Raw genomic sequence first — 7,309 nt, forward strand, 5'->3', positions numbered from 1 at the left:
CGATGCAGGATGCCGGCACCGCCGATCTCCAGCGCCGCTTCGGCGGCCTGGAGCGTCTGTATGGCGTGGACGGCGCCGCGCGCATTCGCAACGCGCATGTGGCCGTGGTGGGCATTGGCGGCGTGGGCTCCTGGACTACGGAAGCGCTGGCGCGCAGCGGTGTCGGGCACCTCACATTGATCGACCTGGATCAGGTGGCCGAGTCCAATATCAACCGCCAAATCCATGCCCTGTCCAGCACGGTGGGCCAAGCCAAGGTCGAAGCCATGCGAGACCGCATTGGACAGATCAATCCTGAGTGCGAGGTGACTTGCATCGAGGAGTTTGCGGATGCCGGCAACTGGCCGGCCTTGTTGCCGCATGGGGTCGATGTGGTCGTGGATGCCTGCGACCAGGTCAAGACCAAGGCGTTGATCGCTGACTGGGCGATTCGCGGTAAGCATCGGCTGGTGACGGTGGGTGCTGCAGGCGGTAAACGGCTGGCGCACAAAGTGGACATCGACGATCTGTCGAATACCACGCACGATCCGCTGCTCGCCCAGATGCGTTACCGGTTGCGCAAACACTATGGTGCTGCGAAAGAGGGGCGCCGCATCGGTGTCCAGTGCGTGTTCAGCCGGGAAGCGGTGGCACCTCCCCATGCGTCCTGCGATATCGCCGGCGATGGCGACGGTTCACTCAATTGCCATGGCTATGGTTCGGTAGTGGCGGTGACCGCCACGTTTGGCCAATGCGCTGCCGGATGGGTCTTGGACATGCTTGCAACCGTGCCAAAGCGGTAGATCCGCCTGGAAAAGACGCTATAATTCGAGGCTTTGCTGCATGGGTTCCATGCCGATGTGGCAAAGGTTGGGACGTTAGCTCAGTTGGTAGAGCAGCGGACTTTTAATCCGTTTGTCGTGGGTTCGACCCCCGCACGTCCCACCAAAGATATGAATTGAATCAAGCACTTACGGCGATTACGCGGTAAGTGCTTTTTTCTTGTTCGTCTCTGGCAGATTTTCTGCAGAACCCTCTGCCATCAAGAGAGGCGAGGGCTTGCTGCGTAGCGCATTCTTGCCACATGTGACTTCTATTTCATACAGGCGAAGTTGGTAGGCGCTGGGGCGTTGAGGTTTGTCTTCCAACGAACCATTCACAGAGAGGATGCATATGGAGGTGGTCGTCACGCCACACCCTGTTCAGCTTGACCTCCCTGCGTTAGGTTCGTCGGTGAATCTGCTCCTCTTCATGTCCGTTTTTCCTGTGAAAGCGGACTTTACGAACCTTCAACTGATACGCCGCATGGGAAGCAGATCATGCGAGAGCTTCAAAAGAGCAAACGCGACCATTAGCGTCGCTTTTCATTTCACCTGGGACTTTACCCTCCGAGGCATCATGCCTCCAAAGTCTGATTTTTCGCTGGCTGCCAAAGACCCCAAAAACAATGGCGGTCAAAATTTTGGGTCGACCCGACCAAAATATTTGGGTTCGCTACAACCTGATTTTTCTCGTAGAAGCAAGCTACAAGTAAGCCTTCGATTCTAAGGTTCGTTACTCCGGGCCTCCACAGTGTTTGGGCTGGCCATCGGGCAGGAATAGGAGGAAATCAATGAAATCGATCAATAAATCTCTCATCACAACTGTCTTTGGCTTGGCGGCCGGCGTCGCCATGGCTGGGACTGATTATTTCTACGTCATGTCTCCCCCAGTGGGAGGGATTGCCGGCAACGTCAAGTTCGATTTAACGGTATTTAGCCCCGACCTATACAACCGACCAATTTGGTCGGTAGACAATGCAACTGCGGCAATGAATCCAGCATTCAATCAGGATGGCGTCGCATTTAGCGGCTGGAATCTTGGTGACTTTACGGGTCTTGCGGTACCGAGCCCGCTGGAAAACTACCAGCATAGTAAGCCCGGGGCGAGTTATGGCGGAACAGCTGTGTCAGCGCACGACGTGCTCGATGGTGGGGTAGTTTCGCCACGCTATGGCGCAATGCTGAATGCCTACAATCTTCCTTGGAACCAGAGAATCGAAAATGGTGTGCCGGTTTTCAATGCAGATGGAACGCCGGTCGGCCACCATCGGAACATCATGGGTGGCAATCTTGACTATGCGTTTTCCCAGGACGTCGACCATCGGCCTTTCGGGCGAGGGCCAACCAGCAAATTTAATTTCTCTCTGATGCTCCAAGTGCCGACTGCTCACACCGCGGGCAAAGCAAGAGCGCATGTCGGGCCGTCGTTTACGCTTGAAGAGAAAACCGGCAGTCAATCGAGGTATATCTGGTTTGGTGTGTGGGCCTTCGATTTCCCCTCCGGTGGCGAGCCGCCGGCTCCTATTCAGAGCATCGCAAGGGATGAAGCAACGGAGAGCCCGATCATCGGCACGTCGTTCAACCCTGGAACCACGTACTCGACAACCGAGCCAGGGTCAGCGTTTTCCACCAACCAGCCTTGGACGGGATGGAGGTGGTTCTCCCTTTCCGTCTCGTATGCGCAAGCTCAGGCTGCGCTGCATTCTCTGAATAGTGCGATTTCGGCGGACCCGTCATGCGCTGCTCCAGCCACAACACCGGCATTGATAAAGAAGTGCACTCCCTGGTCCACAAATCCAGCAGACTATAGATTGGGCCTGGTCCATCTAGACGGGGAAGTCGCAAGATCCAGCCCAGGTTCAGGCGGGGCGATGGGTTACAGCACCTATGGATGGTGGGTGTATTCAACTTATTGATTGGCGACTGAAAGTTGGAAGCGCTCATTCTTCAGGTTGAACCGCTGCCAGCAGATCGTCATCTCGCATGCACTGCGACACCAAGTTCTGTTACGACGATTGGGGGGCGTTCATGGTCGAAGCGAAACAGCGCACTGACGACACCTAATAGACAGATATACACCGGGGCTGGCCATCCTCTGTCTGAGTGTGGACGATTGCATCCAGTGCTTTCCTTTCACCTTTGAATGCATTCCTCACGCATCAGATCGCCAAGGCGACTGAAAGCGGCTGCACAAAAAAGGCAGCCCGCACAAGGCGGGCTGAAACTTGCTCAAGAGCAAGAAAGGGAGGTGTCGACAGGGAGTGTCGACAGGTCAATATTAGGCGCTGTTGACCAATCTGTTGTCCCACTGCATGGAAAGTGGTGGATTGTGCAAAATGGATGGCTCACCTCGATGATGCGGGCATGGCAGTGCAAGGGCAGAGGCCTTGCCAAGCGCTGATCAACTCTTGCTGGGCCCTCAGGAAAGCTGGCGCGAAGGCGCCTCCGAATGGCTCATTTGCACACGGGCCTCGTGCGCTTGATGTGCCTGCTGCGGCAATTGCGCTGGATCCGCGCCCAGCACGTTGTCACGTGAGTCCGGCATGCACACTTGCCGAAGATCTGCCAATTTTCCAACTGGTTCTTCCCACATGGCGAGCACCTACCGATTCGCCAGATAAGAGCGCACCGCCTGCGCAGAATTGCCCACGGCTTTCACCGCGCTGCGCAACTCGTCCTCGGTGCAATTCAGAGACCGGGCCCAGTCGCGCACCTCGTAGTCCTCGGCCAGGCTGATGAGTTTGCGGTCTTCCGCAGTTTTCGTGGCGTCGTCCGACATGGGTGGCTCCTGATGGAATGGGAGCGCCATGCTAGGTCTGTCACTCGCTGGTTTCGCGTAGGACGATTGCGGCAGGTCAATGCCATCGACCGCGATGGCCGTGGGCGGCGGTCAAGGCCTGCGTTGCGGGGTCAGTTGAATGGTACCGATGCCCTGCGGCGCCTCGCGGGCGGTCAGCCAGTGGATCCACAGGCCGCGAAGCCACGCCCCCATGTAGAGAACGCTGACGGCGAAGATGCCCCATTGGCCCGCCGTCCAGCTGGCATAGAACCAGAAGGGCTGTCCCAGCAGTCCGAAGATGCAGGCCCAGCGCCGGCGTTCCTCGTGGCGCGATTGAGAGAGCCACGCCGCGGCGGCGCCCAGCAAAGCGATGGCGATTTGGTCGAAGCCCATGGGTGTGGGAATGGCTGGGGAAAGGACGGGCAACAACGCCAGTTCATCCCGCCAGATGGACGTCGAAGTACGCGCTCTCTGCCTCGCCCAAGCCCTGGAACGCGGCCTGGCGCGCCGCGGTACTGGCCTTGCCCCATTGCCGCAGCAAGGCGAGATCGGCAGGAGGCACCACTTCGGGCGGCGACTCTTCCAGGCTGCGCAGCGTGTCCAGTGCCGCGGCGACCTGGGCGGCGGAGCCGAAGGCCTTTTCCATCGCTTTGGCATAGCGGCGTTCGGCGTTGGTGCGCTCGCGTTCGGGCAGGTTTTCCGGATAGTCGCGCAGGGTGACCGTGTAGGTGAGTTCTTCCGTTTCCATGGCGTGCTCCTTGGGTTGATGCTGTATGAATTTACAGTATTTTGGAGCAACTTTCACCCGATTTTTAGTGCCCGGCCGTTGGAAGCGCTGGTCCTACACCTGCCTGGCCATGCGCGGCATAGGCTGGCAGCTTCCTTTTCAGGAGCGAAAAAAAATGGCACATGACAAATTGACGCCCGAGCAGGATCGCCAGCGCGATCAGGGCCATTTCAACCTCTATGGAATGCGCGACGACGCGCGCGGCCGTGGCGAAGTGGACGGCGAGAACCGCGGCGATGGCGAAGGCCCCCGGCGCTTCGGAGCCAGTGGTGACGAATCCACGTACGCCAACCGCGCGCCGGAAGACGCGGTGCATGAGCATCCCACAGGCCCGATCGCCGCCGTCGATGCCTCCGGCTCGGCACGCGGCCTGGGCCTGGACTACGGGGGCGATGCGCACAAGGAACCCCGGTTGTCCTCACGCCAGGGTGCGGCGCTGATCGGCGAGCTCGATGACCGAAAGAAGACGGAGTAGGGCTGGCTTCATGCTGCCAGGCGCCTGTTTCGCCCGCTGCAGCGGCACCGCCGATCCCCACGTTTTCAATGTCCCTTGAAAGGCCATCGATGCACGCGTCCTCCATCCCCATTCCGACCCCGACCACCCCGCAGCCTCCGCTGGATACGCCGCCCCAGCCCGCCTGGACGCCTGCACCGCCCGTCGAAGACCCGCCGGGAGGCGATGGGCCACCCGTGCAGGAGCCGCCGCCTCACCACTGAGCCGGTACGGCGCGGCCACGGCCGGGTCCAGGTCTTGAGTCCAATCCGCTTGTACCGCTTTATCCACGGCTTAATTTGCTATGAAAAAAAGAAGCGCCTGATGGCGCTCAAGGCCGGTGCTCCATGACCAGGGAATACATCGCCTGGGCCGCGACCGACAGGCTGCGGTCCCGGCGCCGCACCAGGTAGATCTGGCGGGTCAGCCCCGGCAATGCCAGTGGCCGTGTCACCAGCCCGGGTTGGTCGAAGTGGAAAAGCGTGAGCGTGGGCACCACGCTGATGCCCAGGCCCGCGCGCACCATGCCCATCACGGTGGCGAGCTGTTCCACTTCCATGAGCGTGTTCATCGCCTGCGGGTGCAGCGCTGCCTCCAGGTACTGGCGCACGCTGCTGGTTCGGGCCAGATGCACGAAAGGGAACGCCGCCAGGTCGGCGGGTTGCACCGCAACGACCTTGCCGCCGCTGCGTCGGCGGCGCGCGAGTGGATGGTCGGCGCGGCACACCAGGTGAAAGCCGTCGCTGCTGAACGGCTCGGCCTGCAATTCCGGCGTATCTGCCCGGATGGCCGCCAACGCGAAATCGGCCTTGCCCGTGGCCACCCGCTCGATGCAGGGTTCCGACAGCACATCGGCGATGTCCAGTTCGATGCCGGGATGGGCTGCGCGATACGCTGCCAGCACACCGGGCAGCCAGCCCGCCGCGAGCGAGGGCAGCAGGGCGATCGCCACGCGCCCCCGGCGCAGTGTGGCGGTGTCGTGCACCGCGGCGAAGGCGTTGTCGACCTCGGCCCGGATGCGGCGCGCGGATTCCAGAAAATCCTCTCCTTCCGCCGTCAGGGCCACGTGGCGCGTGCTGCGGTCGAACAGCTTCAGTCCCATCGCATCTTCCAGCGTGCGGATGAGCGCGCTGAAGGCGGGCTGCGACAGGTGGCAGTGCGCGGCCGCCCGCGTGAAGCTGCGCTGGCCGGCCAGGGCGAGAAAGGCATCGATCTGCCGTGTGGAGATATTCATTGAAGATTTGGATGAATTGATCCTGATTATCTATTTCACAGAATAACGCGCGGAGCCTACATTGGCCGGCAGGAGACAACCATGCCCCCCCCAAAAAACCTGCTGGTCGGCTGCGCCGCCGGCTTCTCGGGCGACCGCACCGATGCCGCCGCACCCGTGGTGCAGGCCCTCATCGACAGCGGCCAGCCCGCGGTACTGATTTTCGAAACCCTGGCCGAGCGCACCCTGGCCCTGGCCCAGTTGGCGCGTCGTGCCGATCCGGACGCCGGCTACGAGCCGTTGCTCGACGACCTGCTGCGCCCCGTGCTGGCGCAGTGCCTGCAGCACGGCATTCGCATCGTGAGCAATTTCGGCGCGGCCAATCCGCTGGGTGCTGCGCACCGCATCCAGCAATTGGCCCAAGCGCTGGGCGCGCGCCGCCCCCGCATCGCCGTGGTGCAGGGCGACGACCTGAGCGGGGACGGGCACCGTGCCGTGCTGGCCCAGGCGCTGGTCGCAGCCCTGCCCACCGACCCCATCGTGAGCGCCAATGCGTACATCGGCGCGCAGCCGATCGCCGATGCGCTGCGCGCTGGCGCCGACATCGTGGTGTGCGGCCGCGTGGCGGACCCCTCGCTGGTGGTGGGGCCGGCCCTCGCGCATTTCGGCTGGGCCCCGGACGACTGGGACCGGCTGGCGCGCGCCACCATGGCCGGGCATCTGCTGGAATGCGGCTCGCAGGTCACCGGCGGGTATTTCGCCGACCCGGGCTACAAGGACGTGCCGGGCATGGCGCAACTGGGCTACCCCATCGCCGAGATCGACGCCGATGGCCACTGCACCATCGCCAAGCCCGCGGGCACAGGCGGGCGCATCGACGAGCGCACGGTGAAGGAGCAGCTGTTGTACGAGCTGCACGACCCGGCCGCCTACCTCACGCCCGATGTGGTGGCCGACATCACCACCGCGCGCGTGCTGCCGGCCGGCACCGACCGTGTGCGGCTGGAAGGGGTGAGCGGCCATGTGCGGCCACCGTCGCTCAAGGTGAATGTGTGCTTCGAATCCGGCTGGTTCGCCGAGGGCGAGATTTCCTATGCCGGGGCCCGTGCCGAAGCACGCGCGCGGCTGGCGGGCGAGGTTCTGCGCGAGCGCCTGGCCGGCGTCGCGCCGCTGCGCATCGACCTGATCGGGGTGACCAGCGTGTTCGGCGACGACGCCGGGCACTGGCGGGACGCGG

The 7,309-nt window shown here is 62.2% G+C and carries 9 protein-coding genes and 1 tRNA gene; 6 read left to right on the forward strand and 4 right to left on the reverse strand.

Going from position 1 to position 7,309, the window contains the following annotated elements:
• Nucleotides 1-2 precede the first annotated feature (2 nt).
• The 4 genes from AC27IQ_RS04935 to AC27IQ_RS04950 all read left to right on the forward strand — a co-directional run bounded on the left by AC27IQ_RS04935 (nucleotide 3) and on the right by AC27IQ_RS04950 (nucleotide 2,716).
• A complete protein-coding gene (locus AC27IQ_RS04935) occupies nucleotides 3-782 on the forward strand; it encodes a tRNA threonylcarbamoyladenosine dehydratase (protein WP_487088628.1) in 780 nt (259 codons plus the stop codon).
• Between the two features lie 69 nt (nucleotides 783-851).
• Nucleotides 852-927 (forward strand) — tRNA-Lys (locus AC27IQ_RS04940).
• 225 nt (nucleotides 928-1,152) lie between these two features.
• Nucleotides 1,153-1,527 (forward strand): hypothetical protein, encoded by a 375-nt coding sequence (locus AC27IQ_RS04945; protein WP_487088619.1) that lies wholly within the window; start codon nucleotides 1,153-1,155, stop codon nucleotides 1,525-1,527.
• A gap of 64 nt (nucleotides 1,528-1,591) precedes the next feature.
• Nucleotides 1,592-2,716 carry a hypothetical protein gene (locus AC27IQ_RS04950; RefSeq protein ID WP_487088621.1) on the forward strand — a complete coding sequence of 375 codons (1,125 nt, stop codon included), beginning with the start codon at nucleotides 1,592-1,594 and terminating at the stop codon, nucleotides 2,714-2,716.
• A 686-nt stretch (nucleotides 2,717-3,402) separates the two neighbouring features.
• On the opposite strand, the gene AC27IQ_RS04955 is transcribed toward AC27IQ_RS04950, so the two are convergent.
• The 3 genes from AC27IQ_RS04955 to AC27IQ_RS04965 form a co-directional block, all read right to left on the reverse strand.
• On the reverse strand, nucleotides 3,403-3,579 hold the full coding sequence (locus AC27IQ_RS04955; RefSeq protein WP_284430769.1) for a DUF3606 domain-containing protein: 177 nt from the start codon (nucleotides 3,577-3,579) through the stop codon (nucleotides 3,403-3,405).
• Nucleotides 3,580-3,690: 111 nt separating this feature from the next.
• Entirely contained in the window at nucleotides 3,691-3,972 is a 282-nt protein-coding gene (locus AC27IQ_RS04960) for a hypothetical protein (protein ID WP_284430770.1), read from the reverse strand.
• Nucleotides 3,973-4,015: 43 nt separating this feature from the next.
• Entirely contained in the window at nucleotides 4,016-4,327 is a 312-nt protein-coding gene (locus AC27IQ_RS04965) for a hypothetical protein (protein ID WP_284406272.1), read from the reverse strand.
• 154 nt (nucleotides 4,328-4,481) lie between these two features.
• Between AC27IQ_RS04965 and AC27IQ_RS04970 the strand changes: the two genes are divergently transcribed.
• Nucleotides 4,482-4,841, forward strand: coding sequence for a hypothetical protein (locus tag AC27IQ_RS04970; protein WP_284430771.1), 360 nt, complete (start codon nucleotides 4,482-4,484; stop codon nucleotides 4,839-4,841).
• 349 nt (nucleotides 4,842-5,190) lie between these two features.
• Here the strand turns inward: AC27IQ_RS04970 and AC27IQ_RS04975 are convergent, their stop codons facing one another.
• The gene (locus AC27IQ_RS04975) at nucleotides 5,191-6,093 is read right to left on the reverse strand and encodes a LysR family transcriptional regulator (protein WP_284430772.1); all 903 of its coding nucleotides are present in this window, start codon (nucleotides 6,091-6,093) and stop codon (nucleotides 5,191-5,193) included.
• 81 nt (nucleotides 6,094-6,174) lie between these two features.
• Between AC27IQ_RS04975 and AC27IQ_RS04980 the strand changes: the two genes are divergently transcribed.
• The coding region (locus tag AC27IQ_RS04980) for an acyclic terpene utilization AtuA family protein (RefSeq protein WP_487088624.1) at nucleotides 6,175-7,309 on the forward strand (1,135 nt) is incomplete at its 3' end.

Source organism: Acidovorax sp. KPB24-07, from assembly GCF_057543315.1.

Excerpts from the sequence above, each read along its gene's own strand:
- AC27IQ_RS04935 (WP_487088628.1), top strand. The coding sequence starts at position 3 with ATGCAGGATGCCGGCACCGCCGATCTCCAGCGCCGCTTCGGCGGCCTG.
- AC27IQ_RS04945 (WP_487088619.1), top strand. The coding sequence starts at position 1,153 with ATGGAGGTGGTCGTCACGCCACACCCTGTTCAGCTTGACCTCCCTGCG.
- AC27IQ_RS04950 (WP_487088621.1), top strand. The coding sequence starts at position 1,592 with ATGAAATCGATCAATAAATCTCTCATCACAACTGTCTTTGGCTTGGCG.
- AC27IQ_RS04955 (WP_284430769.1), bottom strand. The coding sequence starts at position 3,579 with ATGTCGGACGACGCCACGAAAACTGCGGAAGACCGCAAACTCATCAGC.
- AC27IQ_RS04960 (WP_284430770.1), bottom strand. The coding sequence starts at position 3,972 with ATGGGCTTCGACCAAATCGCCATCGCTTTGCTGGGCGCCGCCGCGGCG.
- AC27IQ_RS04965 (WP_284406272.1), bottom strand. The coding sequence starts at position 4,327 with ATGGAAACGGAAGAACTCACCTACACGGTCACCCTGCGCGACTATCCG.
- AC27IQ_RS04970 (WP_284430771.1), top strand. The coding sequence starts at position 4,482 with ATGGCACATGACAAATTGACGCCCGAGCAGGATCGCCAGCGCGATCAG.
- AC27IQ_RS04975 (WP_284430772.1), bottom strand. The coding sequence starts at position 6,093 with ATGAATATCTCCACACGGCAGATCGATGCCTTTCTCGCCCTGGCCGGC.